This is a genomic window from Streptomyces sp. ID05-26A, from assembly GCF_033794685.1.
Classification (GTDB): Bacteria; Actinomycetota; Actinomycetes; order Mycobacteriales; family Pseudonocardiaceae; genus Lentzea.
The window spans coordinates 2,167,723-2,193,975 of the sequence record NZ_JARAYZ010000002.1; the positions used below are offsets into that span (position 1 = coordinate 2,167,723).

The following is a 26,253-nucleotide window of genomic DNA, read 5'->3' on the forward strand; positions in this document are numbered from 1 at the left end:
GCTCTCCCCCAGAGACCAAACGTTGAATTCGGGTCACACCGCGCCGGTGAGCCGATGCCTTTCGCGGTGAGCGAGGCGGTAGAGACGCGGGCCGATCGACAGGTCGGTCAACCCCCGCGCACCCAGCAACTGCACGAGGTCACGACTCGCGGTGACCGCGGCGCGCCCGGCGAGCTGATGGGCGCGAGCCGCGGGCTCGGCGTCGGTCTCACCGTTGTCGTGCCAGATCACGGCATCCCTGCACGCCGACCAGGCGAGCCTGATCTCACCGAGCAACCGCACCAGCCTCGCGGCCACGAGCTGCCTTGCCAGCAGCGGCTGACCGCCCACGATCCGGCTGCGGCAGTGCGTGAGCGCTTCCCGGTATCCGGCGTCGGCCAGGCCGGTCAGGTAGGAGGCCTGGCGCACGAGCCGGCGCGACCACCACGGTCCCTCGGCGGTGGCGACGAACTCGCCGAAGTCACCTCGCAGGCACCATTCGTGCGCTGACTTCCTGAAGAGCTCGCACGGCCCGGCGCCGGATCGCACCCGGTCCACGACGGCCGCGTCCACCGCGAGTTCTCCGGTGAGGAGGTCGAGCGCGGCCGACATCGCCTCCACGGCTTCGGATTCGGCGAGCGCGGTGCCCATCGCCACGTACACCTCGGCAGCCGGGGCGAGGCCCAGTTCCATCCCGCCGTACTCGGCGGCGAGCTCGAGGTCGAGGCAGTCTCCAGCGGCCAGTGCCGCCAGCACGTCGTGTGCGTCCGTGACCGGTCGTCCGGCCAGCACAGCGGCGGCAAGCTGGCGGAACTCGGCGACCAGCAGGTCGTCGAAGGCCATCACGCCACCTCGGCCAGCGCGGAGTCGGGCAGGGCGCTCGCGATGAGATCGATCAGGATCTCGCCGGCACCAGCGGAGATCGTCAGCCCCGGTGCCTCGCGCACGGCCGCGTCGAGCTCTCCTCCGCGATCGGCACGCAGGTAGGCGCAGTCCTGAGCCAGCTCGCTGCACAACAGCTTGACCAGCGCGGCCTCACCGTCGTCGCGGTGGCCCCGGTCGACCCGCTCGGCGGTGCGGTACGCCAGGAACCTCGCGGCCTGGTACCGCTGCTCGAGCTCGCCGGACCCGTCCCCGCCCACCGGCAGCCAGCGGGCGGCACGGGTGAGGTAGTCGAAGCCGGTGCGTTCGTACGAGATCGACCCGCTGAGCACCGGCCAGGCGGCGCCGGGAGCGCCGATGAACCGGTCAGCCGGCACCCGCACGTCCTCCAGCCGGATCTCGTGAAAAACCTCATCACTCACCGTGGAAATCGGTGTGACATTCACAGCGGGATCGCCGAGCGACACCAATGCGAGCGAGAGCCCGTCGTACCGGGAGCCTTCTTCTGCCGTGCGGAAGGCGCACAGCACATCTGTGGCCAGCGGCGTCCGGGCACTCCACGTCTTGCGACCGGAGACGATCCAGTCACCATCGCCGGCCGGTCGGCCCGCAGTGCTGATTCCGGCCAGATCGGACCCAGCCGTCAATTCGGAGAACAACACGCTGGCAAATCGTTCTCCCGCCGCCAGTCCGGGCAGGAATGAGGCTTTCAGCGCGTCCGAACCGTGGTCGAGAACCACGCTGCCGGCGACCTGGATCGACGTGATGTAGAGGGTGTCCGGACACCCCGCGAGGCCCATGGCCTCCAGCAGGAGACAGGCCTCCACCTGCCCATAACCGCGTCCACCCGCGCTTTCGGGCCAGTGCGGCGCGAGCAACCGCTGCTGACCCATGCGCCGGTACAGCTCACGCGGGTCCGATGCGGAGTGCGCGATGAGTTCGACTATGTCTGGATTGCGGAAGAATGCCTGAAGTTCTTCCCAGAAGCTCAACTGCTGATCGTCCAGCGCCAGATTGACGGATGACTTCATCGAAGCATCACACCGGCAGCGGGCAGCCCAAATAACGCCAATACTGGCAACAAGGTTAACCATCCCCCCAGGGAAATCAATGCGGTCGCGACATTAGGTGGACGAAGTCATCACACGCAAGCCCGAGTGCTCCGCGTCACGACTGGCCCAACTTGTCTAAACCAATATTCGACAGCTCATTCGACACGCGCGCACGCCGTGCCCGAATTCGGGCACGAGATTTGTCGCGCCGCGCAGGTCTTGCCATGCTGTGTCCCGTGGGGGACGAGGTTCCGGAGGAGTTGCTCCGACACGTGGTGAGGACGAGTGGACTACCGCCTGCCGTCGCGAGTCGCCTCGTCGCCGACATCATGGGTTACTTCGTCGAGTCCGCCGAGGAGTACGTCAGGCGGCGTCACACCGAACTACGAGCCGAACAGGTGCCGAACGCGCGGATCTGGACGGTGATCCGCGAGGAGCTGACCACCCGTCCGGTCGCGGCTCCCCTGCTGTCCGAGCGCCAGCTGCGCCGCATCGTCTACGGCTGAACCTCCAGGAGCGAGCATGTGTGGAATTGTCGGATACGTCGGCCCGCGGAACGCGGTACCTCTCCTGCTCGAGGGGCTGCACCAGCTCGAGTACCGGGGCTACGACTCAGCGGGCATAGCCGTCCAGGACTCCGCCGGTCTGCAGGTCGTCAAGACCGCGGGCAAGGTCGCGAACCTCCGCAAGATCGTGCCGGCCGCGCTCGCCGCGTCGTCCGGCATCGCCCACACGCGTTGGGCGACGCACGGTGAGCCCAACGACCGCAACGCACATCCGCACACCGACGAGCGGCGCCGGATCGCGATCGTCCACAACGGAGTGCTGGAGAACTCGGAGCAGTTGCGGGCACAGTTGACCGCCGACGGCGTGCGGCTGGCGTCGGACACCGACAGCGAGGTGCTCGCCCACCTGATCTCCCGCAGCGAGGCGACCACTTTGGAGGACGCGGTCCGCGAGGCCCTCCGCCAGGTCGAGGGCACGTACGGGATCATCGTGCTCGACGCCGACCGCCCCGGCGAACTGGTGGCCGCACGGCGTGGCAGCCCGATCGTGCTGGGTGTCGGCGACCAGGAAATGCTGATCGCGTCGGACGTCTCCGCCCTGGTCCGGTACACGCAGACGGTCATCTACCTCGACGACGACGAGCTGGCGACGGTGTCCGCCGACGGCTACCACACCAGCACCATGGACGCCGAGTCCACGACGAAGTCCCCCACGTCCGTCGACCTCACGTCGGACGAGTACGAACTGGGCAACCACCCGGACTTCATGCACAAGGAGATGCACGAACAGCGCGCCGCGGTGGACCGGTGCCTGCGCGGCCGCCTCGACCGCCGGTTCATGTCCGCCCGGCTCGACGGCATCGGCCTGTCCCCCCGCGAGTACCAGCAGATCCGCCGGGTGAAGCTGCTCGGCTGCGGCTCCGCCTACTACGCGGGACAGGTGGGCGCGGGCATGATCGAGGAACTGGCCAGGATCCCCGCCGACGCCGAACCGGCATCCGAGTTCCGCTACCGCAACCCGGTCATCGACTCCGACACCCTCTACGTGGCCATCAGCCAGTCCGGCGAAACCCTGGACACGCTGGCCGCCGTGCACGAGCTCAAACGCAAGGGCGGCAGGGTGATCGGCCTCGTGAACGTCGTCAGCAGCTCGATCGCCCGGGAGTGCGGCAGCGGCGTCTTCCTGCACGCGGGCCCGGAGGCCTCCGTCGCGGCGACCAAGTCCTTCACCAACATGAGCGTGGCACTGGCCCTGCTGGCACTGGAGCTCGGCCGGGTTCGCGACCTCTCCCTCACCGAAGGCCGCCGCCTCGTCCAGGGCCTCGACGACCTGCCGGGTCACATCGGCGAAATCCTTGGCGCAGAAGAAGAAATCGCCGCCATCGCAAAGCGCTACGCCAACGCGGAACACATGTTCTTCATCGGTCGCGTCCGCGGCTGGCCGGTGGCCCGCGAGGGTGCGCAGAAGCTCAAGGAGATCTCCTACGTCCACGCGGAGGCCTACCAGTCGTCCGAGCTGAAGCACGGCCCGCTTGCCTTGATCGACCCCACCATGCCCACGGTGGCAGTGGTTCCCGACGACGAGCTGCTGGCCAAGAACATCTCCACCATCGAGGAGATCAAGGCCCGCGGCGGCCCGATCATCGCGGTGACGGACGCCGACCTGCCCAGCGGCCTCGCGACCGACGTGATCCGCATCCCGCGCGCCCAGCCCGAACTCGCCGCGATCACGCTTTCCGTGCCGCTTCAGCTGTTCTCGTACCACCTCGCCAAGACCCTGGGCCGCGACATCGACCGCCCCCGCAACCTGGCGAAGAGCGTGACGGTCGAGTAGAACGGTGGCCGGGCGCGTCGGCGCCCGTCCACCGTCACGGGGCTGGTCAGCGCCAGGCCGTCCGTCAGGTGAAAGTCAGGCCGCCGACGGCGGCCCCGTCGGCATCGGTCCACAGAGGACAGAAACGGAAGCGGGCCCGCGTTCAGCGCTGGACGAAGACGCTTCCAGCCTGGAACGTGATGTCGGGCTGCCCCGTCTTGCCGTCGATCGGGTAGGGCCGGCCGGTGCAGTCGTCACTCGCGAACAGCGACGCGGTCTTGGTGCTGTTGTTGTAGGCGGAGCGGATCCTGTTGCCCCAGCCGTGTTCGACGAGGTCCACGCACGCCGAGGACCCGACCGGCGAGACGGTGAACCGCGTACCTTGGTAGTCGGCCTGGTCCCATGCGCAGAACGCGTCCGTGAAGGTGCAGTCCGGTGCGGCGGCGTGAGCCGCGGGCGTGATCGCGAGACCCGCCAGTGCGCACAGCACTACGGCGATTTTCTTCATGGTTCCTCCCCAGTTTGCCACTGTCCAACACCCTTCCGGTCTTCCCGTTGCCAGGTCAAGGATTTGCGGTACCGGAACTCGATTGGCCGGTCGGCGCGAGTGGGCGAGCTGTGTCCCGCCGGCCACCTGAAGCGGGTTTCAGGTTGGGGCGTCCCGAATTTTGCGGCTCCGGGCTTTCCTGTGGTGCACTTCGGTCATCACCGATCGGGGGGTCGGTGGGTGAGGACCGGGGGGTCACAGGTGAGGATCGGTACCACGGGGTTTCGCCGTGCCACGACAACGGCGACCACCGCATTGCTGCTGCTGGCGGGAACGGTGCCGGCGGCTTCCGCACCACCGTCGTCGTCCGTGGTCCCGCCGAACTCGGTGCCACCGGCGCTGCCGGCCAGCACCGGGCCGCCTCGGGACACGGGCGGGCCGGACGTGCCGTACACGCCCACCGGGAAGGGCTGCGTCGAGTCCGACACCAAGAACGAGCTGATCGAGTACATGCCGTGGGGCCAGGTGCACCTGAACCTCGCACAGGCACACCGGTTCGCGACCGGCAAGGGCGTCAAGATCGCGATCATCGACACCGGTGTCGACCCGCGCAACCCTCGCTTCGGCGGCCGGGTCGTGCCCAGCGGTGAGTACGTCAGCGGGGACAGGAACGGCGCGGACGACTGCGACGGGCACGGCACCGAGGTGGCGGGCGTCGCGGCGGCGGCCAGGACCGAGGGCGACTTCGTCGGCGCGGCACCGGGGGCGACGATCCTCGCTATCCGCCAGACCAGCGACCGCTTCGAGTTCAGAGGTGATGCCACCAGGGACAAGCGGACGTCCGCCGGCAAGGTCTCGACGCTGGCGCAGGCCGTCGTGCGCGCCGCGAACCAGGGCGCGGGGGTCGTCAACATCTCCCTGACGAACTGCGGCGCCCCCAAGGACTTCAGCGCGGACGACCGGGCGCTGCAGGCCGCGATCCGGTACGCGGTCGACGTCAAGAACACCGTGATCGTGACGGCGGCCGGCAACCTCGACAGCAAAGCCGGCTGTCCGCTGCAGAACAACAACCTGGACCCGGCGATCGTCAACTCGGTCTCGTCGCCCGCGTGGTTCGCCGACGACGTGCTGTCGGTGGCGTCGATGGCGCGCTCCGGTGAGGTGTCGGGCTTCAGCGTCTGGGGCCCGTGGGTCAGCATCGCCGCACCCGGTGAGGAGATCATCTCCGTCGACCCCAAGGGCACCGGCCTGACCAACGCGAACGTGAAGGCCGACGGCGTGGGGAAGATCCAGGGGACGAGTTTCGCCGCCCCGTACGTCGCGGGTGTCACCGCGCTGGTGCGCGAACGGTTCCCGGAACTCAAGGCGCGCCAGGTGATGGACCGGCTCAAGGCCACCGCGCTGCACCCCGGCAACGTCTCCGGCAGGGATCACCGGATCGGCTTCGGCATGGTGAACCCGGTGGCCGCCCTGACCGCCGTGCTGCCCGCCGAGTCCACCGGTTTCTCCAGCCCGCCGCCCAGAGACCTGGTCACGACCGTCACCGCGCCGCCGGACCGCGACTGGCCGCCGATCATCGTGGCTCTGAGCGGCATCAGCATCGGCTTCGGGCTGCTGATGCTGACGCTGCTCGTCCTCAACTCGGTCAACCGCGGACGTCGTGCCGAACCCGGAGAACGAGCCGGCCCGCGCCGGACCACGGCCATCGGGGTGCCACCTCCACCGACGTGAGGCCGGTCAGCGTTCGGCCAGTGGCCCCGGCAGGTCCTCGGCGTGGACGACGTGCAGGGTGCTCACCGCCCGGGTCAGCGCGACGTAGAGACGTTGCAGGCCGCGGGGTTCCGCGTCCACGATGCGGGCCGGTTCGACCACCAGCACGGTGTCGTACTCCAGCCCCTTGGCCAGCGACACGGGCGCCAGGGTGAGGCGGGCAGGCTCCAGCAACGCCTCGCCCAGCACGGTGTGCGGCAGACCCTCCGCCGTCATGGCGCGGCGCAGCTCCGGGACGTCGGCATCGGCGGCGATGACGCAGATGGAACCCTCGCCGGCCAGCGCGGTGCGGCAGGTCTCGACGATCGACGGCGTGCGCTCGCCGGGAGCGGTCCTGCGGACGTGCAGGGCGTTCGCACTGTGCCGGAAGGAGATCGGGCCTTCGAGCCCCGGGGCGATGTGCGGGAGGAGGCGCGCGGCGTAGTCGAGGACCTCGGCCGGGACGCGGTAGCCGCGTTCGAGGACCTCGACCCGGCCGCCGTCGCGGTCGAGGTGGCGGAGGACCTCGGACCAGTCGCGGGTCGCGGACGGGCTGGTCGACTGCGCGAGGTCGCCCAGCACCGTGCAGGCTCCCGCCAGGCGGCGGCCGATGGCCCGGAAGTGCAGCGGGCTGAGGTCCTGGGCCTCGTCGACCATCACGTGGCCCAGCTTGGCCGGGCGTTCGACCATCGCGGCGGCCTCGTCCAGGAGGGCCAGGTCGAGGGTGCTCCAGGCCATCTTCCTGACACTGCGCGGGCGGGGGTCGAGCAGGACGGCCCGCTGTTCCCCGGCGGACAGGAGGCCTTCTGCCGCCGCGGCAAGGCTTTCCGGGTTCGTGAGGAGGTCGAGGACCACCCGGGGCGGGTCGACGGGCGGCCACATCTCGCGCACGGCCTGGCCGATCGCGCGGTTGCGGCTGAGCTGCGTGAGCGTGACCTCGGTCCCCGTCTGCTCGATCCGGCGCAGGACGCGATGGGCGAGGCGCTGGGTCAGCAGCGCACGACCGGCGCCGTAACCGGGTGCCCGGCCACGCACGTACGCGAGTTCCTCCGCCTGGTCGTGCACGGACAACCGCCAGACCCGGTGCCGCAGCTCGACCCGCGCCTCGTTCACGGGCGGCCGGAGCTGCGACCACACGTACCGGGACAGCACCTCCGCCATCAGCGCACTGCCCTTCAGGCGCGCCTCCTCCGCGCCGTCCACCCTGGTGACGGGGATGCCCGGCCCGGTGATGTCGTCGATGGTGCTCTGGACGACCTCGGCCTCGCCCAGCGCGGGCAGCACGTTGCGGATGTAGGCCAGGAACGCCAGGTTGGGACCGATGACGGCCACGCCGCCGTCCCTGCGCAGCCGGTCGCGTTCCGAGAAGAGCAGGTACGCCAGGCGATGCAGGCCCACCGCGGTCTTGCCCGTGCCCGGTGCGCCCTGCACGCACACGGTCTCGTCGAGCGCGGCCCGCACCAATCGCATCTGCTCGGGCTGGATCGTGGCGACGATGTCGCGCATCGGCCCCTGACGAGGACGCTCGATCTCCCGCGCCAGCAAACCGCTGTCCGCCCGCGCCCGCACGACGTCGAGCGGCTCGTCCTCGAACGCGGTGAGCGCCCCGCCGTGGTCGAAGCCGTACCGCCGCCGGACCCGCACGCCCATCGCGTCCTGCGAGGAGGCCTCGTAGAACGCGCGGGCGAGCGAGGCACGCCAGTCGATGACGACGGGCTCGCCGTCGTCGTCACGGACACCGCGGCGGCCGACGTACACGAGGTCACGATCGGCCCGCCGCGTGTGCGCGTCACCGAGGCCCGGCCGCCGGTCGTAGACGTCGCCCGGCGGGAAGTCCATGCGCCCGAAGAACAACGGCGCGTCGTCGAACCCCGACAGGCTCTCGACCACCTTCATGCGGAACTCGCGCAACACGTGGTTGAAGTACTTGTCGTCCACCCCGTCGCCCTCGGCCGCTCCACTGGTCAGCATGGCGCTGACCTCGTCGCGCATGCTGACGAGCTGGGCGCGGCAGAGTTCCATGAACTCCCGCTCGCCTTGGATCTCGGGGTCGACGACGGCATGGCCGAGTTGCTGCATGGTGATGACGAGCCTCACGTGGGGAACGGATGTGGAGTCACGTTCCGGCCGGTTCCCCTGCGACGTGCGCGGGCGGTCAATCCGACGCGCGTCGAGGCGTCGTCCCGATCCAATCCGTCCGAACGGTGGATGTTCAGGCGGACCAAAATAGCGGAAACGATCACGTGGGCAAATCGAATAACTCAGGCCCCCGCGCCGCCGTCCACCGGCACGATCGCGCCGTTCACCATCGACGCCCGATCGCTCAGCAGCCACGCCGCCACCTCCGCGACCTCGCGGGGTTCGGCCATGCGCCCCACCGGGCTCGTCGCGGTGATGTGCGCGATGACTCCGGGTGTCGCCGCCTCCCACTGGTCGATCATCGCCGTCGCGGTGCCGCCGGGGGTGATGCCGTTGACCCTGATGCCCTCCCGCGCCCACGTGACGGCCGCGCTCTCGGTGAGGCTGTTGAGGGCGCGCTTCATGGCGCCGTACGCGGGGAGGACGGGGTTGGCGCGGCGGCTGCCGATGCTCGACGTGTTCACGATCGCGCCTCCGCCGTTGCGGCGCATGAGGGCCGCCTCCGCGGTCATGGCGGTCCAGTGGGCGCGGAAGTTCACCTCGAACTGTTCGTCGATCTCGTCGTCGGTGGTCTGGTCGAGCGGGCCGGGTTGCTGGACGACGGCGGCGTTGTTGAACGCTCCGTCGAGGCGGCCGTGCAGTTCCTCGACGCGGTCCACGGCCGTGCGGATGCCGCCGCGGTCGGCGAGGTCGAGGGTGATGGCGTCGGCGGTGCCGCCCCCGGACCGGATCTCGGTCACGATCCGGGACAGCGCCTCGGTGTCGCGGGCGGCCAGCACCACGGAGGCACCTTCCTGGGCGAAGAGGCGGGCGGCGGCCTCGCCGATGCCGCGGCTGGCCCCGGTGATCAGCACGACCTTGCCGGCGAGAAGTGTGTTCGTCATGGCTCCAGCCTGGAGCGGGCCGCCGGGCCGAGGGAGGCACAGGCTGTACCAGGCTGGGGAACCGGTGTGCGGCCATACTCGGGGTCATGGACAAGCAGCAGCTCGGAGCGTTCCTGCGCAGCCGGCGTGAGCGGCTGCGGCCCGAGGACGTCGGGCTGACCGCCGGGCCCCGGCGGCGGACGGCCGGGCTGCGGCGGGAGGAGGTGGCCGTCCTCGCGCACATCTCGACCGAGTACTACGTCCGGCTCGAGCAGGGGCGGGCGCCGCGTCCGTCGGCCGAGGTGCTGGCCGGGATCTGCGCGGCGTTGCGGCTCACCGACGCCGAGGCCGACCACCTGCACGTGCTCGCGGGCACGGCGCCCAGCCGCACCAGGAGGCACCGGCGGGACGTCCGGCCCAGCATCCTCGCGTTGCTCGAACGGCTGCCGCGGACGGCCGGGTTCGTCACCTCGGCGACGTTCGAAGTGCTGGCGTGCAACGATCTCATGGCCGCGCTGATGGAGGACTTCCGCGAGCTCGATCCGCGCGAACGCAACCTCGCGCGCCGCGCGTTCCTCGAGAAGCGGGAGCTGTACGGGGTTTCGGACGCCACCGAGTTCCGGCACCACGTCGTCATGCAGCTGCGGAGCACGCTCGCGCGGTACCCGGCCGATCCCGAGGTGTCCGGGCTGGTCGACGAACTGCGCGAGGGTAGTCCCGAGTTCGCCCGGCTCTGGGAACGGCACGACGTGCAGGCGGCGGCGGTGCTCACCAAGACGTTCCGGCACCCGGTGGTCGGCGAGATCACCGTCGACTGCGACTCGCTCGCTCTCACGGACTGCGACCAGCACCTCGTCCTCTACAGCGCACCACCCGGCTCGCGTGACGCGGAGGCGCTGGCACTGCTGGACGTGCTGGGAAAGCAGACCTTCAGCACCACGGAAAAGTCCTAAGAGGACCCGAAGATCCTCTTAGGACGGTGAGATCAGATCTTGCCCGCCACCACGTCGGCGAGGTTCACCCGGGACGACTTGTAGTACGCCACCGGCGGCTTGGTCTCCGAGTCCTTGACCGGGAAGACCTCGGACCGGATCGGCAGGCCGTTGTCGGCGTTGACGGACACCACGTGCGTGCCGCTGATGCCCAGGACGGGAGCGGCGGAGAGGGTCAGCGCGGGCTGGCCGTCGACCTCGGCCTTGCCGGTCTTCACGTCCGCGAGCGTGGCGATCAGCTTCAGCACGCCCGTGCGCACCTCGGTGTTGGCAGCGCCGATGAACAGCGCGTACGTGCTGTTCATCCACAGGAAGTGGTTGACGCGGTCCTCCAACTCCTTGCCCGTCGGGCGGGGCTTCGGCGGCGGCACCGGCAGGCCCTTGAGCCGGTAGACCTCGGCGGTGTCCTCCTGGTTCTTCGCCCACGCCCTGTCCTGTTCGGCGGGGCTCATGCCGAGCGCCAGCCCGGGCGAGGCGTTGACCATCGCGTTCTTGGCCTTCTCCAGGTCGCCGTTCGCCGCGAGACGAGCCGCCGCCAGCAGGGCCGCGTCGTGCGGGGTGGCCAGGTCCTCGCCCTTGGCGGCGGCGGCCGAGAGGTTCTTCGCCGTGTCGCCGACGAAGGTCTGACCCTTGTCGGTGTAGACGGTGTAGAACACGGTCGGTGTCCCGTTCGGCAGGACCACCGAGCGGATGATCAGCGACGAGTCACCGGACTGCGCGCCCGCCGCCTTGACGTCGGAGGCCAGCTTCACCAGCGGGGAGTCGACGACCTGCGGGGCCGCGACCGGAGGTGCCACGGGAACGCTGCCGCTCGTCGTGCTCATCACCACGGCCACCGCGACGGCGGCCGCGCCGACGGCGGCGATGCCGGCCCTGGGCCAGGAGAACCACCGCTTCGGCCGGACGACCGTGGTCGCGGGCTCGGCCATCGCGGTGTTCAGCACCGCACGGGCACGGTCGTAAGCCTCGGTGCTCGGGGGTGGGACGTCACGCATCTTCTTCATCAGATCCATCTCATCCATGGGTCGTCTTTTCACGTTGTCGGTACTTGCAGCAGCGCGACCACCTCGGGGGCGTCGCGCAACGCCTTGCGCGCCTGGTGCAGCAGACGGCGGGCCGTGCCCGCCGGGATGTCGAGCACCCGTCCCGCCTCGGCGGCCGTCAGGTCCTCCCAGGCGACCAGTCCCAGCACCTCGCGCTCGTCGGGCTTGAGCCGTGCCAGTGCCTGCCGCAGCAGTGCCTGCGTGTCCACGCGGGTGTCCACTTCGGGCCAGGGATCCCACTCGTTCGCCACGAGCGCGATGTCCACCACCGGCGACTCGGCCGGTTCGGACCGCCAGTGCCGGCGCAGCTTGTTCAGTGCCACGCCGTACAACCAGGGCCGGGCGTCGGCGTACGAACGGTCGTAGCTCGCACGGGACTCGAAAGCCGCCACCCACACGTCGCCGAGCACGTCCTCGGCGGTCTGGCGCCCCACTCGGCGCGCGAGGTAGTTCCCGATCGCGGTCTCGTGCCGGCCGATCACTTCCACGAAGGCATCGGTGTCTCCGCTCAGCGATCTGCCGATCAGTTCCGCGTCTGACGACATGAAGCTCCTCGGGTTTCGCTTCGCCTTACACCCCGTCTTTGCCAACGCGCGCCGAAAGCGTTCAGGTTGCTTCGCGCAGGACGAAGATCGCTGGTCAGGGCCTTGCGAGGAGGAGCAGGCTGGGTCAGCCGTGCGAGCGCATGCGGGTGAGGAGGTGCTGCTCGGCGACGTCGAAGTACTCGCTCAGCGCCGTGCACGCCTCGACGACGCCGCCTTGATCGGCGAGCGTGAGGATCTCGCGGTTGAGGTGCACGTAGTTCTCGTGGAACTCACGCGGGTCGCCCATGTGGTGGAACATCAGGCGCAGTTCGGCGAGCAGCCGCCGCACCTCCTCGTCGAGCCGCGCGCTGCCCGCGAGCCCGGTGATCGCGAGGTGGAACCGCATGTTGCCGGTGGCGACGTCGTTCCAGCGCCCGGCCTCCACGGACTCCTTCTGGAACCGCACGGCGTCACGGACCTGTTGCCGCTTCTCCTCCGCGGCGGCGGGCCACGCCTTCAACGCGCCGTTCTCGATCACTCGTCGCGCGGCGTAGAGGTCCACGACGTCCGCCACGTCCGGGGTGCGCACGAAGACGCCTCTGCTGTGCTCGTGCACCAGCAAACGTTCGCGCGTAAGGAGTCTGAACGCCTCGCGCAGCGTGTTGCGTGCGACGCCGAGCGTCGTGCGGAGTGCTTCCTCGGACAGGCGGGTACCCGGCGGGAGATCGCCTTCCAGGACGCGGGTCCGGACGAAGGCGGCCACGCGTTCGGCCGTGCTCACCCTGACGAGCCGGTCCGCGTCTGTCATGCGATCACTCTATGGGCTCCACCGAGCGGAAGTCGTTCGTCCAGTAGAACAACGGCGTGGCAGCGGCGACGACGGCGAGCACCAGCATCGCCGTCGTGAGCCCCGCGATCCCGGCGAGGACCGTGCCGGCGACGGCCCCGACCGGCACGGTGGCGACGGTGACGGCGTTGACCAGCGCGCTCACCCTGCCGAGCAACGCGGGCTCGGTCCGGCGCTGCCGCAGGGAGAGCAGGATCGTGGCCCACGCGGTGGCCGCGGCACCGAAGAGGAACTGGTACACCAGCAGGACTTCGAACGGCCTGCCCAGCGAGGCGGCCGGGATGAGGAACAACGCCGCCGCCGCGATGGACGCGCACACCGCGCACGCCAGCCCCGTTCCGAGCCTGCGGGCCGCCCAGACCGACCCCGCGGCGCCGAGCACGGCACCGAGGCTGAACGCGGACATCGTCAGGCCCACCTGGCCGGGCGGGAGCAGGAGCCGCTGGTAGGCGTAGACGAAGAAGAGCGCGCCGATGCCGCTGCCGGCGAGGTTCAGCGTCGCGGTGCCCAGCAGGCTGCGGCGGAGCACCAGGTCCCGGCGCAGGTACCGGATCGCCTCGGTCACCTGCCGGTGCACGCGGTCAGGCCGGCTCTGGCTCCGGGTGCGCAACGCGGGGGCGGTCGCGGCGGCGATGACGGCGGCCGAGGCGAGGAACGTGGCGGCGGTGAGCGTGAGGGCGAGCTGCGCCGGGGCCGCCGCGATGATCAGCCCGCCCAGGCCCGGTCCGGCGACGCGGACCAGGTTGAGCAGGCCGGACCGGGTGGCGTTGGCCCGGTCGAGGTCCCCTACCAGGTGGGGGATCGCCGTTTCCGCGGCGGAGTCGAACACCGCCGACGCGACGCCGAGCACGGCCGCGAGGACGTAGAGGATCCAGACGGACTGGACGCCGGACGCGATGGCGGCGGCCGCGGCACCGAGTGCGCAGGCCCGCACGAAGTCCATCGACACGAGCACCGAACGCAGCCGTGCGCGGTCGATGAGCACACCGCCGAACGGGCCCAGCAGCGCGGCCGGGAGGAACTCCGCCACCAGCAACAGGGTCGCCGGGCCGATGCCGGAACCGAAGGCCAGGATCGCGACCGCCGGCAGGAGCACGACGGTGATCTGGGTGCCCGTGGTGCTGATCGCCTGCGCCACCAGCAGAAGCCACCAGTCACGGGCGAACCGCACAGCCCCCTCCCCCTCAGGCGACGACCACCTCGACGCCCGCCGCACGCAACCGTTCCAGCTCCTCGGCGGGCGCGGAGGAGTCGGTGATCACGACGTGGACGTCCGCGATCCCCGCGATCCGCGAGAACGCGCGCTTGCCCACCTTGGACCCGTCCGCGAGGACGACCACGCGGTCCGCGGTGCGCAGCAGGCAGTGGTCGGTGTGGGCCTCGACCTCGTCGTGCGTCGTGATGCCGCCGCGCGAGTCGATGCCGTCGACACCGAGGAACACCAGGTCGAGGCTGATGCCCGCGAGGGCCCGGTCGGCGATCGGGCCGACCAGCTCGTAGCTCTCCGGCCGCACGCCGCCGCCGGTGACGACCAGGTCGATCGTGGGGCGCGGGCACAGGTCCGAGGCGATGTTGAGGGCGTTCGTCACGACCTTGAGCTGCCGGGTGCCGGCGAGCAGGCGGGCGAGTTCCGTGGTCGTCGTGCCGCCGTTGAGGCCCACCGAGTGGACGGACTCACCGACCAGCCTCGCGGCGGCCTCCGCTATCTGACGCTTCTCCTCGCGGCGGCCCACGCGGTACCGCAGCGGCAGCTCGTAGATGACCTCCGCCGCCACCGCGCCGCCGTGGGTGCGCTTGAGCAGCTTCTGCTCCTCGAGCGACTGGAGGTCCCGGCGGATCGACGCGACCGACGTGCCCAGGTCCTCCGCGAGCCCGGTCACCGTCACCGAGCCCGCGTCCGCGAGCTTCCCCAGAATCGCAGCGAGGCGCTGCTCTTGACGCATCCGATCACTATAACGCAGGAATCATGCTCGATTTAGCACGAATCACCCGCAAATCACGCACTTCACCTGCTCGTTATCGAAGTGCGGCAGGCAGGAGGTCACCGTGGGCGGCCGTCATCGCGGCCACCAGTTCCCCGATCTCGGTGACGGTGAGCGCGGCGGCCGTGGCCGGATCGCACAGGGCCGCGTGCCGGACATGATCGGGATTCCCCTCGACGGCCGCCGCCACGGTCAGGTCGACGACGTTGAGGAAACCCCGGTTCAGGGCCGCGAGCTGACGGGGCAGGGCGCCGACGCGGTGCGGGTGCACACCGAGCCGGTCCAGCGTCGCGGGCACCTCCACCGCCGCCCCCTCGGGCAGGTTGGAGATCAGCCCGTGGTTCGCGACGTTCACCTGGATCGTGCGCCGCTGACCGGTGACCAGGCTGTGGATCACCTGCGGCGCGTACTCGACGGCGTCCTCGGTCAGCGGCGGTGGCGGGTCTCCGGCGGCCAGTGCGCCGCGGGTCTTCTCGTACGTGGCGACGTTCTCCGCGCTGATCGTCGCGTACGCGCGGACCGGGAGGCGCAGTCGCTCCACTTCGGACTCGTGCCGCAGGTACCAGGGCACGTACTCGGACGAGTGCTCGCTCGTCTCCGTCGGGTAGAAGCCGAACCGGCGGTACAGGTCGACGCGCACCCGCCGGGCCAGTCCGGGATCGGCCGCGATCGCCGCGTCCAGGGCCGGGTACAGGTCGCGGCCCTCGTGCTGCCAGCGCAGGATCCACGCCTGGTGGTTCACGCCGGCGGAGAGGAAGTCGACCTCGTCGTGCGGCACCCCGACCAGCGCGCTCAGGTCGTGGATCGTCCAGTGCACCGAGTGGCACAGCCCCGCCACCTTGAGCCTGGGCGCGACGGTCGCGAGGTACTGGATGTTCATGGCCATCGGGTTGGTGTAGTTGAGCAACCACGCGTCCGGGCACACGGCGAGCATGTCGGCGGCGAGCCCGTCCAGGAACGGGAAGGTGCGCAGGCCGCGGAAGATCCCGCCGATCCCCAGGGTGTCACCGATGGTCTGGCGCAGGCCGAACGACTCCGGCACGTCGAAGTCCGTCAGCGTCGCCCGGTGCCCGCCGATCGCGACCATGTTGACGACGACGTCGGCGCCCTCCAGCGCCTCCCTGCGCGACAGCGAGGTGCGGACGCGCGTCCCACCGGCCAGGCGGGCGAGCGCGGCGGCGACCTCCAGTCGTTCGGAGTCGATGTCGTGCAACGAGATGGTGACGCCGGCGAGTTCCGGGAACGACAGCACGTCCCGCAGGAGCTGGCGGGTGAACTCGACGGAACCCGCGCCCACGAAGGCGATGGTGAACATGGGAGAGCCTTTCACTTGATGCCCGCCGCGGCCACCGACCGCACGAAGAACCGCTGGGCGAAGAAGAAGACGAGCAGGACGGGCAGCTGGCTGAGCACCGTGCCGGCCATGAGCTTCGGCCAGTTCGTGGTGTGGGCTCCCTGGAAGCTCTGCAGTCCGAGTTGGACGGTCATCGCGTCCGGGCTCTGCACGACGATCAACGGCCACAGGAAGTCGTTCCAGGTCTGCAGGAACGTGAGCACCGCCAGAGTCGCGAGAGTGGGCCGCATCAACGGCAACAGCACCTGCAACAACGTCCGCAGCCTGCTCGCGCCGTCGATCCGCGCGGCCTCCTCCAGCTCGCGGGGCAGCGTGGTGAAGAACTGCCGCATCAGGAACACGCCGAACGCGGTGGCGAGGTTCGGCGCGATCAACGCTCCGAGCGTGTCGACCAGTCCCAGCTCCCGCATCATGATCAGCAACGGCAGCATGACGATCTGGAACGGCACCATCAGCGTCGCCAGCATCAGGAAGAAAGCGACTTTGCCGCCGAAGAACGGGATGCGCGCGAAGGCGTACCCCGCGAGCGAGCACAGCAGCAGGTTTCCGGCGACGCAGACGACGGACACCACGAAGCTGTTGGCCAGCCACGACCCCAGCGGCGCGTCGCGCATCGCGGCGAGATAGTTCTCCCACTCGATCCCGCTGGGGAGACCGGGCGGGAACCTGCGCGACTCCTCCTGAGTGGACACGGACACCAGCAGCATCCAGACCAGGGGCGTGACCATCAGCGCGGAGAGCGGCAGCAGGACCAGGTGCAGTGCGCTGGGCCTTCTCATCGAACCTCGTAGTGGGACCGGCGGTTGAACCGCAGTTGCAGGAGGGTGAAAGCGGCGATGAGCACGAAGACCGCGCAGCCGATCGCCGCCGCGTAGCCGCCGTCGAAGCTCACGAACGCCTCGTTGTAGAGGTGGTAGACGAGCACCGTGGTCGCGCGGAGCGGCCCGCCCTTGGTCGTCACGTACACGGCGTCGAAGAGTTGCAGGCCGTTGATCGTGAGCCACACCAGGAGGAACCCGGTGGCGGGCGAGACCAGCGGGAGCTCGACGTGCCAGAACGACCGGGCGCGGCCGCAGCCGTCCAGGGAGGACGCTTCGAGCAGGTCCTTCGGCACGTTCTGCAACGCGGCCAGGTAGATGATGACCGCGAAACCGAGCCAGCCCCACACCGTCATCGCCACCACGGCGAACAACGCCTGGCCGGGGTCGGAGAAGAAGCCCTGCTTGGGCAGTCCGACCGCGTCGAGCGCGGCGTTGACCAGCCCGAACTGCGGGTTCGCCAGCCAGCTGAACATGATGCCGGTCGCGACCGTCGACGTCACCAGCGGCACGGACACGGCGAGCCGGTAGAACACGACACCGCGGATCCGCTGGTTGAGCATCACCGCGATCGGCAGCGCGAGCGCGAGCGTGACCGGCACGAACAGCGCCACGTAGACGAGCGTGCGGCGGGCGGCGTCCCAGAACAGCGGGTCGGCGACGAGCTTGGCGTAGTTCTCGCCGCCCGCGAACGTGCCGGGTGAGGTGAGGTCGGTGTGCTGGAAGGAGAGCGCGAACGACCACACGACGGGGACGAGCCCGAACACCCCGATCAGCACCACGGCGGGGGCGGCGAACCCCCACCCGGCGGCGTGGTCGGCGAGCTTGCGCCGGTCGAGCGTCACGATCCCGCCAGCGCCTGGTCGACCTCGCCGCGGGCCTGCTCGAGCGCGGCCTTCGGCTCGGCCTGGCCGAGCAGGACGGACTGCACGGCGGTGCCCAGCACCTGCGAGATCTTCGGGTACTGCGGGATGTTCGGCCGGGACTTCGTGACGTTCTTCGCGAGGTTGTCGACGAACACCTTGGTGCCGGGGTACTTGGCCTCGAACTCGGCGTAGCCGGAGAGGTCCACTTCGGACTGACGGATCGGCAGGTGCCCGGTCTCCATCGCGAACTCGAGGTGGATCTCCGCCGAGAGCAGCCACTTCAGGAACGGCAACGCCTTCGTGCGGCCCGTGTCACCGAACACGACGAACGTGTCCGGGCCGGCGATCGTGGCGTGGGTGACCTTGCCCGGCAGGATCTGCACGCCGTACGACACGTCCTCGTTGATCGAGCCGAGGTCCCACGGCCCGGTCCACAGCATCGCGACGCGGCCGGAGTTGAAGAGGTTGAGGTACTGCTGGTCCCCCGCGTCCAGGTACACGGACTTGTCGGTGACGGCCATGTCCCGCAACAGTCGCATGGCCTGCAGCCCGGCGTCCGAGTCGAACGCGGCCTTCTTGCCGTCCGCGGAAAGCAGGTCTCCGCCCGCCTGCCAGAGCAGGGCGAGGAACCGCCAGACCGTGTCCTCGGTGCCGTCGTTGACGTAGGCCCAGCCGAACCTGCCGTCACCGCTGAGCTTCTGCGCAGCCGAACGGAAGTCGTCCCACGTCCAGTCCTCGGTGGGGTGCGCGATCTTCGCCTCGTCGAACAGCTTCTTGTTGTAGACCAGCGAGAGGTTGTCGACGAGGGCGGGAACGCCGTAGATCTTGCCGTCGACGGTCGCGGCCTCGCGACCGGCCGGGAACAGGTCGTCCCAGTCGAACGCCGCGTCGCCGCGCAGCAGGTCGGTGAGGTCCTGCGTCTGCGGGCGGCCGGTGAGCCCGGTGATCGAGGAGCCGTACTGGTAGGCGACCTCCGGCGGGTTGCCCGACGCGAACGACGCCAGCGTCTTCTGCAGCGCGTTGTCGTTGCCGCCGTTGAACACCAGCTCGACCTGCTGGTCGGGGTGCGTGGTGTTCCAGCGCGCCGCGAGCTTGTCGAACGCCGCGGCCTCCTTGTCGGTGTAGCCGTGCCACACCTTGACCTTGCCGTCACCGCTCGATCCCGTGCCGCACGCCGCCGTCATGACGAGTGCGGCGCCCATGGTCAGCACCGTCCGGCGACTCAGCCCTCTGCCGTGTGCCATGTCGACTCCTCAGGGTGCGTGCGGCTGTGTGGTCGGGGACACTAAGCGGAAATCGCTCAAACAAGCAAGCATCGTGACCGATTGAGATTGCTTTCTGGTCGCAGGGGCTACTTCTCGCTAGAGTCGCTCACACTCAATCACCATTCATGAGCGATCAAGGAGTAAGGCGCCTATGACCTCCCCTGCACGCGCCCTGGCCGGGACCGCCCTCACCGCACTCGCCCTCGCGGCGTGCGTCGCCGGTCCGCTGACGGCGTCCGGCCAGGCTGCGGACACGACGGCCGCGGCGATCGAACTGCCGCCGGTCGGCGCGGTCCTCGACTACCAGCTCGGTGCCGCGTACACGCCTCCCCGGGGCGTGACGCTGGTGACGCGCGACAGCACCGCGACGCCCGCCGCCGGCCTCTACAACATCTGTTACGTCAACGGTTTCCAGTCCCAGCCCGCCGACCGCGACGTCTGGCTGAACCAGCGCGGGCACCTGGTGCTCAAGGACTCGTCCGGCCGGCCGATCATCGACCCGAACTGGCCCGACGAGTTCCTGCTCGACACGTCGACGTCCGCGAAGCGCACCGAGCTCGCCTCGATCATCGGCCGCACCCTCGACCAGTGCGCGTCGAAGGGCTTCAAGGCGGTCGAGGTGGACAACCTCGACTCCTATCTGCGTTCCAAGGGCAAGCTGAGCGTGGACAACAACCTCGCGTACGCGAAGCTGCTCGCCGACCGCACGCACGCCAAGGGCCTCGCGATCGGCCAGAAGAACTCCGCCGAGCAGGCCGCACGCGGACGCTCCGAAGTCGGCTTCGACTTCGCGGTCTCCGAGGAGTGCCACCGCTGGGAGGAGTGTTCGTCCTATTCGGACGTGTACCTCGAACACGTGATGGACATCGAGTACACCGATGACCTGCGCGGCACGTTCGAGGACGTGTGCAACGACCCGGACACCCCGGCCACCACGACGTTGCGCGACCGCTACCTCGTCGGGCCGGGCCAGTCCGGTTACGCGTTCGACCACTGCTGATCGGGCTCGGGGTGGCGGTCAGCGCCGCCACCCCGGGTTCTCCGCTCGGATCAGCACTTCACCCAGTGGTTCGGGGTGGTCTGCCGGATCGTGCTGGTGGTGAAGGTGTTCCACAACCCGAGTGGCTGGTTGGAGCCCAGTGCGTAGGTCTGGCCCAGTGTCACGTAAGCGCGACCGGCGACGGTGTGGGCGTAGTTGCTGGCCGTCACGCACTGCGAGGTCGGGGGCGTGGTGGTGGTGGTGGTGGGCCCTGGTCCGCCGGTGCTCAACGCCTTGACCATGGTCACCACGGCCGTCATCTGCGGGCCGGTCTTGAGCGCGTACTGCTGGGACTGGTACCCCCACCAGTCCCAGCAGCCGCGCGGGTTTCCGGTCATCGTCGTGGCCTGCGGGTAGAGCACGATCATGTTGTTGGTATCGGCGTACTCGTTGAGATAAGCCTTGTCCATCAAAGCGTTGCCGACCAGCCCGAAGTACTGGTAGCAGCCGTGCAGCGTCACCATCAGCTTGCAGGGACCGGTCTCGCACGACCGCGGCACGTAGGCGAACCCCTCCCGTCCCATGCTGATCGACGCGGCGTTGCCGCCGGGCGCGTACTGGCCCTGGTCGAACTGGACGAGCTTGCCGGACAACGCCGAGGCGGCCGGGTTCACCGACCCGAAGAGGTGTCCGAGCATCTCCCTGACCGGGTCGGAGGTGCCGCACTTGTTGACGTACGGCGACGCCGTGGCACCGCAGGCGTTCGGGCCGACCGGGCTGACCCACGCGTGCCCGGCCGCGCTGGTGTTGTCGTAGGCGACCCGCGCGCCGAAGTCGCGGTAGTAGGTGGCGAGGTCGTCGTTCACGACGCGGGCCACGGTGTCGTCCGCGCTGCCGTGGAAGAGCCAGACGGGGTCGCCGGAGAGGTTCGCCGGAGCGTCGAGGATGCCCGCCGCCGCACGGTCGCGGGTCAGTTGTTCGAGCTGGGCAGGCGTCTTGCGGGCTTGGACGGTGTCCATGCACGCGAGGAGCGCGGTGTTCAGGTTGTTCTGCGCGCAGTCGTAGGCGCCGGCGGAGAAGATCCCCGCGCCCTGGAACAACCCCGAGTACGCGACGTGCAGCTGGTTGGCCATGAAACCGCCGGACGACAAACCGCTGACGTAGGTGCCGGTGACGTTGTACTTGGTGAGGGCGCCGGGTTGCGGTGGCGGGACCGCGGCGAGCGAGATCGACAGGGAAGCCGCGGCCAGGCCGGTGGCCGCCGCGAGTGCCACGAGCACGTTCCTCAATCGCATGTGTTCGCCTCCGTCATTGCAGGCAGGACAGGCTTTCGAGGTTAAGAGCGGATAACAGGACTCCACCACGTGTGCGGTCACCACCCCGAAGCGGAGTCAGACGTCGGTACACACCATTGACTAGTGGTGCGACCCGGAACGTCGGCGAGGTAATCCACGCTCAGCAGGGCGCCTCGCGGCGCCGCCCCCACACCCCCGTACAACCAGTACGAGGACGTGGGGGCGACACCACGACGCACCCGTCTGACCGCGAATTCCCCCGGCAACGTTCCGGGCCACACCACTAGCTTGACCTCATGCGGACGTTCAGCCAGGTCGACGTGTTCACCGACGAGTTCATGAAGGGCAACGCGCTCGCGGTCGTGCACGACGCGGAGGGCCTGTCCACGGAGGAGATGGCAGCGTTCGCGAACTGGACGAACCTCGCCGAAACGACATTCCTCCTGCCCCCGCAGGACCCCGCCGCCGACTACCGGGTGAGGATCTTCACGGTGAGCCGCGAACTGCCGTTCGCGGGCCATCCGACGCTCGGGTCGGCCCACGCGTGGCTGGCCGCCGGGAACACCCCGCGCGACCCGGACCGGCTGGTGCAGGAGTGCGGTGCCGGACTGGTGGAGGTGCGCCGCGACGAGTCGCGGCTCGCGTTCGCCGCCCCGCCACTGCTGCGCGGCGGTCCGGTGGAGGACCACGCGGCGTTGGCCGCGGCTCTGGCGATCGCGCCGGAGGAGATCGCGGGGGCGCAGTGGGCCGACAACGGGCCGGGCTGGGTCGCGGTGCTGCTGCACTCCGCGGCGGCCGTGCTCGCGTTGCGGCCCGACTACCAGCGGTTCGGCGAGTTCACCGGCATCGGCGTGGTCGGGCCGCACCCCGACGGCGGTGAGGCAGCGTTCGAGGTGCGGGCGTTCATCAACGAGGGCGGCGAATACGAGGAGGACCCGGTGACGGGCAGCCTCAACGCCTCGATCGCGCAGTGGCTCATCCCGGCGGGGATCGCGCAGCCGCGGTACGTCGCGGCGCAGGGCACCGCGCTGGGGCGGAAGGGCCGGGTCCACCTCGTCCAGGACGGCGGCGAGATCTGGGTCGGCGGGAACTCCGTGCTCGGGATCACCGGAAAGGTGACGCTGTGATCGTCCTCTGAGGACCGCATACCCGCTCTGCGGGGTTTCAAACGTTGTTCTTGATCCGCTGCGGATGAGACAATTCGATCGTGGTCGCGGTTTCCAGTTGGTTGCGTTCACCGTGCCCCGCGCTCGTCGTCGACGCCTCCGGTGCGGTGCGCGGCATGAACGACGCCGCGAAGTCCCTGTTCCCCCAGGAGATCGATCCGCACTGGCGGCACGGCGAGACCGTGAGCGTCGCGGAACGCACCTACGCCGTGCACCAGGCCGGCAACGACGACGGCTCCGCGACCTGGTGGCTGCTGGACGAGACGGACCTGCTGCTGGAACGCGAGCGGGCCGCGCTGCTGACGCGGATGTCCGGCGCGCTGATGATGTCGCTCAACCCCGAGCGGTGCATGACCGTCGTCGCCGAACTGGCCGCCGCCCACCTCGCGGACGAGGCGCTGGTCATCGCGCCGCCGTCGGTCGGCGGGCACCCCGTGACGCGCTGCCGCCGGGGCGAGTCGCCCACCTACGAGCTGCGGGACGTCGACGTCGAGGCCGTGGCGGGACTCAGCGAGGTGCTGCGCGGCTTCCCGCCCGTGCCGTCGCAGTGGATCGACCCGGCCGTGGCGCCGGAGTGGCTGGCCCGGGACGTCTCGTCGATCGTGGTGACGCCCCTGCCCGGACACGGCGTGCCCGCCGGGGCGTTGATCCTGATGAGGAAGGGCGAGCGGTTCAGCGAGGACGAGGAGGCGTTCGCGCGGCTGTTCGCCTCCCGTGCGGGCGTGGCGATCTCGGCGGCGAGCCTGTTCACGCAGCAGGCGGTGATCACCGAACGGCTGACCCGCGACCTGCTGCCACCCGCGCTGCGCCGCTACGAGCACGTCGAACTCGCCGGTCGCTACCGTGCGTCCGCCGACACCGAACGCGTCGGCGGCGACTTCTACGACGTGCACGAACTGCCGGACGACCAGCTGTTCGTCGTGCTCGGCGACGTCTGCGGCAAGGGCCTCGACGCGGCGGCGCAGACCGGCAAGGTCCGCACGGCCGTGCACGCGCTCCTGCAGGTCGTGACCGACCACGACAAGATGCTGCACGCCCTCAACCAGGCGCTGCTCACGACCGACGAGTCGCGTTTCATCACCACCGTCGTCGGCACCGTCCGCCCGGTGGACGAGGGTCTGCACGTGACGCTGACCTCGGGCGGGCACCTGCCGCCGTTGATCGTGCGGGCGAACGGCTCGGTCGAGGTGGCCGCGACCAAGGGCACGCTGGTCGGCATCCTGCCGCGGATCGTGACGGCGACGGACGAGGTCGTGCTGGCGCCGGGCGACTCGTGCCTGCTCTACACCGACGGCATCACCGAGGCCTGCGGCGGCCCGCTCGGCGACGAGGAGTTCGGCGAGGACCGGCTGCGCCGCGCGTTGACGGGCTGCGGCGGCATGCCGGCCGAGGCGCTCGTCGAACACGTGCACATGCTCGCCTCGCAGTGGGTCGGCGGAGGAGCGCACGACGACATGGCGGTTCTCGCGATCACCGCGCCGCGCAGGAGGACCTCGTGAAGGCCGTCGACGACCTGTGGGAGGCGGTGCTCGACCGAAACGAGCACCGCGCGACCGACGTGGTGCTCGCCGCCGCCGAGGACCACGGCCACGAGGTCGTGCTGCTCGACGTGATCGGCGCCGTGCAGCAGCGGGTCGGCCGGGAGTGGGCGGCGAACCGGATCAGCGTGGCCCAGGAGCACGCGATCACCGCGATCAACGACCGCGCGGTCACCGCGTTGTCGATCACGAGGCCCCGGCGGGCACCCGTGCACGGCCGCGTGACGGTGGCGTGCGTGGACGGCGAGTGGCACGCGCTGCCCGCCCGGTTGCTCGCGGAAGTGCTGTCGGCGCGCGGTTTCGCCGTCGACTACCTCGGCGCGCAGGTGCCGGCGCCACACCTGATCACGTACCTGCACCGCACCGGCCCGGACGTGGTCGCGCTCTCCAGTTCGATCGCGACGAGGCTGCCCGCCGCGCACGCGACGATGACGGCCTGCCAGGCGACGGGCGTGCCGGTGATGGTGGGCGGAGCGGCGTTCGGCTCGGACGGCGGGCACGCGAAGCGGTTCGGCGCGAACGCCTGGGCGGCCGACGCCCGGTCGGCCGCGGACATGCTCATGTCGCAATCGTTGTCGCGACCCTCGGCGCCGCACCAGCCGATCGACGACCTGCCGCACCTCGCCGACCAGGAGTACACGCTGGTGTCCCGCAGCGCACGCGACCTGGTGCGCTCGGTGTACCGCGAGCTCGAGGAATGCCTGCCGGCCATGAAGTCCTACAGCGACGAGCAGCGCCAGCACACCGCCGAGGACCTCTCCCACATCGTCGAGTTCCTCGCCACCGCTCTGTACATGAACGATGACGCGCTGTTCCACGCGTTCCTGTCGTGGACCGGCCAGGTGCTCGACGCCCGCGGAGTGCCGAGCCGTGTCATGGAACCGACTTTGGACCTGCTCGCCGTGCAGTTGCGTGATTTCCCACGCGCGCAACGGATGCTCAAGTCGCGGTCCTACGCAGACGCACAGTAGTCCTATGTAGACGGACGCATGGCGTGCCCGTCCGATCGCGCTTCGTGTTGTCATCTTTCTTTGTCCGCAACGGTCTTGTGCTCAATAGATTCGAAATGTTTTCATCTCCGCCATGGAGATGGGGACGATGACGCCGCTCGCGGCTTACGCGGTGGCGTGCCTGGGGTCTGTCTTGGGCCTCCTGTCCGCCGAACGTGCCCGGCACGCCAACAGGACGACGCGGAACTGGTGGATCGCCGTGGCCGCGGTGTCCATCGGCGGGCTCGGCATCTGGGGCATGCACTTCACCGCGATGCTCGGCACGTGGATGGGTGCGAACGTCTCCTACGACATCCCCATCACGTTGCTGAGCATGCTCGTCGCCATCGTCGTGGTCGCCGCCGGTCTCTTCCTGGTGCGCCGCTACGGCATCGACGGCGACACGCGCTTCTGGCCGCTGGCCGCGGGCGGCCTCGTCACCGGTCTCGGCGTCGCCGCCATGCACTACACCGGCATGGCCGCGATCGTGATCAACGCGGACGTCTCCTACAACCCCGGCATCGTGGCGCTCTCCGTCGTGATCGCCGTGGTCGCCTCGACCGTCGCCCTGTGGTTCACCCGCAAGGTGAGCGGCTTCGCGGCCGTCATCGGCGCCGCACTGGTGATGGGTGTCGCCGTCACGGGCATGCACTACACCGGCATGTACGCCATGAACATGGCGCACGACCACAGCGCGTCGATCGTCGTCGGCAACTCCCAGGAGCTGATCACGTCGCTGATCATCGGCGGGGCGGGCGTCAGCGTCGTCATCATCTTCCTGCTCGCGCTCACGTCCTCGGACGAGGAGAGCCGCGAGGAGGCCGAGCTCCTCGACCGCGTGATGCGGCGCACCAGCCAGGGCTGATCCCCTACCTCAGGTGCACCAGCACCATCCCGTCGTTGCCGGGAGCCGTCTCGACGCGCCGGTAGAGCTTCTTGACGTGCGGCTGCTTCAACATCGCCAGCACGCGGGTTCGGAGCTTGCCCGACCCCTTGCCCGTGATGATCTCGACCAGCGGCACTCCCTGCCCGGCCGCGCGGAACAGCGCGGCCCGGATCGCCTGCGCGATGTCCTGGTCGCTGCGGAAGATCGGGTGCAGGTCGACGGTCAGCTTGTCCGGCACA

General features: G+C 69.8%; 25 protein-coding genes. 9 read left to right on the forward strand and 16 right to left on the reverse strand.

Translation table 11 applies throughout. The annotated features are described in order from the left end of the window. Window positions 1-33 precede the first annotated feature (33 nt). Together PV646_RS25545 and PV646_RS25550 are read right to left on the reverse strand one after the other, a co-directional pair. Complete coding sequence (locus PV646_RS25545; RefSeq protein ID WP_500344717.1) at window positions 34-822, reverse strand: acyl-CoA dehydrogenase family protein; 789 nt, start codon at window positions 820-822, stop codon at window positions 34-36. Beyond that, window positions 822-1,955, reverse strand: a complete 1,134-nt coding sequence (locus tag PV646_RS25550; RefSeq protein ID WP_500344718.1) for an acyl-CoA dehydrogenase family protein — start codon at window positions 1,953-1,955, stop codon at window positions 822-824. Before PV646_RS25550 ends, PV646_RS25545 begins: the two co-directional genes overlap by 1 nt. Window positions 1,956-2,149: 194 nt before the next feature. Between PV646_RS25550 and PV646_RS25555 the strand changes: the two genes are divergently transcribed. Further along, a complete protein-coding gene (locus PV646_RS25555; RefSeq protein WP_500344719.1) occupies window positions 2,150-2,419 on the forward strand; it encodes a hypothetical protein in 270 nt (89 codons plus the stop codon). A 16-nt stretch (window positions 2,420-2,435) separates the two neighbouring features. Beyond that, window positions 2,436-4,253, forward strand: coding sequence for a glutamine--fructose-6-phosphate transaminase (isomerizing) (glmS, locus tag PV646_RS25560; protein ID WP_500344720.1), 1,818 nt, complete (start codon window positions 2,436-2,438; stop codon window positions 4,251-4,253). A 142-nt stretch (window positions 4,254-4,395) separates the two neighbouring features. Here the strand turns inward: glmS and PV646_RS25565 are convergent, their stop codons facing one another. After that, window positions 4,396-4,740 carry a peptidase inhibitor family I36 protein gene (locus tag PV646_RS25565; protein ID WP_500344721.1) on the reverse strand — a complete coding sequence of 115 codons (345 nt, stop codon included), beginning with the start codon at window positions 4,738-4,740 and terminating at the stop codon, window positions 4,396-4,398. A gap of 240 nt (window positions 4,741-4,980) precedes the next feature. On the opposite strand from PV646_RS25565, the gene mycP reads away from it, so the two are divergent. Then, complete coding sequence (gene mycP, locus PV646_RS25570; RefSeq protein WP_500344722.1) at window positions 4,981-6,450, forward strand: type VII secretion-associated serine protease mycosin; 1,470 nt, start codon at window positions 4,981-4,983, stop codon at window positions 6,448-6,450. Window positions 6,451-6,456: 6 nt separating this feature from the next. Here the strand turns inward: mycP and PV646_RS25575 are convergent, their stop codons facing one another. Further along, entirely contained in the window at window positions 6,457-8,565 is a 2,109-nt protein-coding gene (locus PV646_RS25575) for a HelD family protein (RefSeq protein ID WP_500344723.1), read from the reverse strand. A 164-nt stretch (window positions 8,566-8,729) separates the two neighbouring features. Further along, window positions 8,730-9,491 (reverse strand): SDR family NAD(P)-dependent oxidoreductase, encoded by a 762-nt coding sequence (locus PV646_RS25580; protein ID WP_500344724.1) that lies wholly within the window; start codon window positions 9,489-9,491, stop codon window positions 8,730-8,732. Between the two features lie 86 nt (window positions 9,492-9,577). Here PV646_RS25580 and PV646_RS25585 point away from each other — a divergent pair, with 86 nt between their 5' ends. Further along, window positions 9,578-10,423, forward strand: a complete 846-nt coding sequence (locus PV646_RS25585) for a helix-turn-helix transcriptional regulator (protein ID WP_500344725.1) — start codon at window positions 9,578-9,580, stop codon at window positions 10,421-10,423. 32 nt (window positions 10,424-10,455) lie between these two features. On the opposite strand, the gene PV646_RS25590 is transcribed toward PV646_RS25585, so the two are convergent. The 9 genes from PV646_RS25590 to PV646_RS25630 form a co-directional block, all read right to left on the reverse strand. Then, window positions 10,456-11,484, reverse strand: coding sequence for a hypothetical protein (locus PV646_RS25590; RefSeq protein ID WP_500344726.1), 1,029 nt, complete (start codon window positions 11,482-11,484; stop codon window positions 10,456-10,458). A gap of 11 nt (window positions 11,485-11,495) precedes the next feature. Next, window positions 11,496-12,050, reverse strand: a complete 555-nt coding sequence (locus PV646_RS25595) for an RNA polymerase sigma factor (RefSeq protein ID WP_500344727.1) — start codon at window positions 12,048-12,050, stop codon at window positions 11,496-11,498. Window positions 12,051-12,174: 124 nt separating this feature from the next. Next, entirely contained in the window at window positions 12,175-12,837 is a 663-nt protein-coding gene (locus PV646_RS25600) for a GntR family transcriptional regulator (protein WP_500344728.1), read from the reverse strand. Between the two features lie 4 nt (window positions 12,838-12,841). After that, the gene (locus PV646_RS25605; protein ID WP_500344729.1) at window positions 12,842-14,047 is read right to left on the reverse strand and encodes an MFS transporter; all 1,206 of its coding nucleotides are present in this window, start codon (window positions 14,045-14,047) and stop codon (window positions 12,842-12,844) included. 13 nt (window positions 14,048-14,060) lie between these two features. Continuing rightward, complete coding sequence (locus PV646_RS25610) at window positions 14,061-14,819, reverse strand: DeoR/GlpR family DNA-binding transcription regulator (RefSeq protein WP_189152710.1); 759 nt, start codon at window positions 14,817-14,819, stop codon at window positions 14,061-14,063. Window positions 14,820-14,892: 73 nt separating this feature from the next. Continuing rightward, window positions 14,893-16,173, reverse strand: coding sequence for an alpha-galactosidase (gene melA, locus PV646_RS25615; RefSeq protein WP_500344730.1), 1,281 nt, complete (start codon window positions 16,171-16,173; stop codon window positions 14,893-14,895). Window positions 16,174-16,184: 11 nt separating this feature from the next. Continuing rightward, the gene (locus tag PV646_RS25620; protein ID WP_500344731.1) at window positions 16,185-16,991 is read right to left on the reverse strand and encodes a carbohydrate ABC transporter permease; all 807 of its coding nucleotides are present in this window, start codon (window positions 16,989-16,991) and stop codon (window positions 16,185-16,187) included. Then, window positions 16,988-17,875: a carbohydrate ABC transporter permease gene (locus PV646_RS25625; RefSeq protein WP_500344732.1), complete on the reverse strand. Its 888-nt coding sequence runs from the start codon at window positions 17,873-17,875 to the stop codon at window positions 16,988-16,990. The genes PV646_RS25620 and PV646_RS25625 overlap by 4 nt, the downstream gene beginning before the upstream one ends. Then, complete coding sequence (locus PV646_RS25630) at window positions 17,872-19,140, reverse strand: ABC transporter substrate-binding protein (protein WP_500344733.1); 1,269 nt, start codon at window positions 19,138-19,140, stop codon at window positions 17,872-17,874. The genes PV646_RS25625 and PV646_RS25630 overlap by 4 nt, the downstream gene beginning before the upstream one ends. Window positions 19,141-19,312: 172 nt before the next feature. Here PV646_RS25630 and PV646_RS25635 point away from each other — a divergent pair, with 172 nt between their 5' ends. Continuing rightward, on the forward strand, window positions 19,313-20,161 hold the full coding sequence (locus PV646_RS25635) for an endo alpha-1,4 polygalactosaminidase (protein WP_500344734.1): 849 nt from the start codon (window positions 19,313-19,315) through the stop codon (window positions 20,159-20,161). A 50-nt stretch (window positions 20,162-20,211) separates the two neighbouring features. Here the strand turns inward: PV646_RS25635 and PV646_RS25640 are convergent, their stop codons facing one another. Continuing rightward, window positions 20,212-21,435 carry an extracellular catalytic domain type 2 short-chain-length polyhydroxyalkanoate depolymerase gene (locus PV646_RS25640; protein WP_500344735.1) on the reverse strand — a complete coding sequence of 408 codons (1,224 nt, stop codon included), beginning with the start codon at window positions 21,433-21,435 and terminating at the stop codon, window positions 20,212-20,214. A gap of 296 nt (window positions 21,436-21,731) precedes the next feature. Here PV646_RS25640 and PV646_RS25645 point away from each other — a divergent pair, with 296 nt between their 5' ends. The 4 genes from PV646_RS25645 to PV646_RS25660 all read left to right on the forward strand — a co-directional run bounded on the left by PV646_RS25645 (window position 21,732) and on the right by PV646_RS25660 (window position 25,993). Continuing rightward, window positions 21,732-22,562, forward strand: coding sequence for a PhzF family phenazine biosynthesis protein (locus tag PV646_RS25645; RefSeq protein ID WP_500344736.1), 831 nt, complete (start codon window positions 21,732-21,734; stop codon window positions 22,560-22,562). A gap of 80 nt (window positions 22,563-22,642) precedes the next feature. Next, the gene (locus PV646_RS25650) at window positions 22,643-24,100 is read left to right on the forward strand and encodes a PP2C family protein-serine/threonine phosphatase (RefSeq protein ID WP_500344737.1); all 1,458 of its coding nucleotides are present in this window, start codon (window positions 22,643-22,645) and stop codon (window positions 24,098-24,100) included. Beyond that, window positions 24,097-25,110: a cobalamin B12-binding domain-containing protein gene (locus PV646_RS25655; protein WP_500344738.1), complete on the forward strand. Its 1,014-nt coding sequence runs from the start codon at window positions 24,097-24,099 to the stop codon at window positions 25,108-25,110. Before PV646_RS25650 ends, PV646_RS25655 begins: the two co-directional genes overlap by 4 nt. 112 nt (window positions 25,111-25,222) lie before the next feature. Further along, window positions 25,223-25,993: an MHYT domain-containing protein gene (locus PV646_RS25660; protein WP_500344739.1), complete on the forward strand. Its 771-nt coding sequence runs from the start codon at window positions 25,223-25,225 to the stop codon at window positions 25,991-25,993. 4 nt (window positions 25,994-25,997) lie between these two features. On the opposite strand, the gene PV646_RS25665 is transcribed toward PV646_RS25660, so the two are convergent. Next, window positions 25,998-26,252, reverse strand: a complete 255-nt coding sequence (locus PV646_RS25665) for a Smr/MutS family protein (protein ID WP_500344740.1) — start codon at window positions 26,250-26,252, stop codon at window positions 25,998-26,000. Window position 26,253: the final 1 nt, after the last annotated feature.

Bases quoted from the DNA above. Each gene is read 5' to 3' on its own strand.
- melA (WP_500344730.1), bottom strand. From the start codon at position 16,173: ATGTTCACCATCGCCTTCGTGGGCGCGGGTTCCGTCGAGTTCACCCGC.
- PV646_RS25635 (WP_500344734.1), top strand. From the start codon at position 19,313: ATGACCTCCCCTGCACGCGCCCTGGCCGGGACCGCCCTCACCGCACTC.
- PV646_RS25580 (WP_500344724.1), bottom strand. From the start codon at position 9,491: ATGACGAACACACTTCTCGCCGGCAAGGTCGTGCTGATCACCGGGGCC.
- PV646_RS25640 (WP_500344735.1), bottom strand. From the start codon at position 21,435: ATGCGATTGAGGAACGTGCTCGTGGCACTCGCGGCGGCCACCGGCCTG.
- PV646_RS25660 (WP_500344739.1), top strand. From the start codon at position 25,223: ATGGAGATGGGGACGATGACGCCGCTCGCGGCTTACGCGGTGGCGTGC.
- PV646_RS25585 (WP_500344725.1), top strand. From the start codon at position 9,578: ATGGACAAGCAGCAGCTCGGAGCGTTCCTGCGCAGCCGGCGTGAGCGG.
- PV646_RS25550 (WP_500344718.1), bottom strand. From the start codon at position 1,955: ATGGTTAACCTTGTTGCCAGTATTGGCGTTATTTGGGCTGCCCGCTGC.
- PV646_RS25590 (WP_500344726.1), bottom strand. From the start codon at position 11,484: ATGGATGAGATGGATCTGATGAAGAAGATGCGTGACGTCCCACCCCCG.
- PV646_RS25610 (WP_189152710.1), bottom strand. From the start codon at position 14,819: ATGCGTCAAGAGCAGCGCCTCGCTGCGATTCTGGGGAAGCTCGCGGAC.
- PV646_RS25600 (WP_500344728.1), bottom strand. From the start codon at position 12,837: ATGACAGACGCGGACCGGCTCGTCAGGGTGAGCACGGCCGAACGCGTG.
- PV646_RS25595 (WP_500344727.1), bottom strand. From the start codon at position 12,050: ATGTCGTCAGACGCGGAACTGATCGGCAGATCGCTGAGCGGAGACACC.
- PV646_RS25630 (WP_500344733.1), bottom strand. From the start codon at position 19,140: ATGGCACACGGCAGAGGGCTGAGTCGCCGGACGGTGCTGACCATGGGC.
- glmS (WP_500344720.1), top strand. From the start codon at position 2,436: ATGTGTGGAATTGTCGGATACGTCGGCCCGCGGAACGCGGTACCTCTC.
- PV646_RS25565 (WP_500344721.1), bottom strand. From the start codon at position 4,740: ATGAAGAAAATCGCCGTAGTGCTGTGCGCACTGGCGGGTCTCGCGATC.
- PV646_RS25545 (WP_500344717.1), bottom strand. From the start codon at position 822: ATGGCCTTCGACGACCTGCTGGTCGCCGAGTTCCGCCAGCTTGCCGCC.
- PV646_RS25645 (WP_500344736.1), top strand. From the start codon at position 21,732: ATGCGGACGTTCAGCCAGGTCGACGTGTTCACCGACGAGTTCATGAAG.
- PV646_RS25620 (WP_500344731.1), bottom strand. From the start codon at position 16,991: ATGAGAAGGCCCAGCGCACTGCACCTGGTCCTGCTGCCGCTCTCCGCG.